Origin of the sequence: Streptomyces muensis (assembly GCF_021474425.1) — a bacterium.
GTDB lineage: Bacteria > Actinomycetota > Actinomycetes > Streptomycetales > Streptomycetaceae > Streptomyces > Streptomyces muensis.
On sequence record NZ_JAKEIP010000618.1, the window covers coordinates 1 to 776 of the forward strand.

At 74.5% G+C, this 776-nt stretch carries 1 pseudogene; it reads left to right on the forward strand.

The annotated features are described in order from the left end of the window. Window positions 1-776, forward strand: a pseudogene (locus tag L0P92_RS44745) (hypothetical protein); the annotation flags it as partial.

The window sequence follows — 776 nt, forward strand, 5'->3', positions numbered from 1 at the left end:
GGTCCGGGGGCGTATGCGGGGTACGGCGAGACGGGGCAGGCGTGGGGTGGCGCGCCCCAGCCTCAGTCCTACGCCCACACCCCCGCCCACGCCCACGCCCAGCCGCAGGCCTACGCCCAGGCGACCCCCGCGGAAGCGAAGCCCGAGTCGAGTGCGGACCCCGGCTACGGTCCCGCCACCGTCGCCGGCAACTCCCGTGTCACGGACGCCCAGCGGGCCCGGCTGGAGGGCCGTTCGCCGATCATCGAACCGGGGATCCAGCCGGCCGGGCTCACGGCGTTGCTGGGGCTGCTTCTCTCGGGTGCGGCGGCCATCGGGTCGTACGCCCTTCTCGTCCCGCTCGTCGTCCTCCAGGCCGTGACGGCGGCGGGCTGGTTCCGGCTGAACGGCATGTGGCCCGCCCGGCAGGGCATCGCGCTGGCCTTCGCGGGGGCGCTGAGCGCGGACGTGGCGTTGCTGGTGGCCGACGGGGCTCCGGCGGCGATCCTCGGGACGCTGGGGGTGTGGGTGCTGCTGACGTTGGTCCTTCAGCTTCGCTCGCACGCTGATCCGGACGAGCGGATGTACGGGCTGATGGCGACGGTCGTCTCGGCCGCGCTGGCGATCGTCGCGGGTGGGTATCTCGCCGCTGAGGCGGATGCGGTGAGTGTGGGCGCGGTGGCGGTCGGTGTCGCGGTGCTGGTGCGGGCCTTGCCGTTGCCGACGGTGGTCTCCGTGGCGGTCGCGTTGGTCGCGGGGGCGGGTGCTGGTGGCGTGGTCGGGGCGATGAGTGGGGT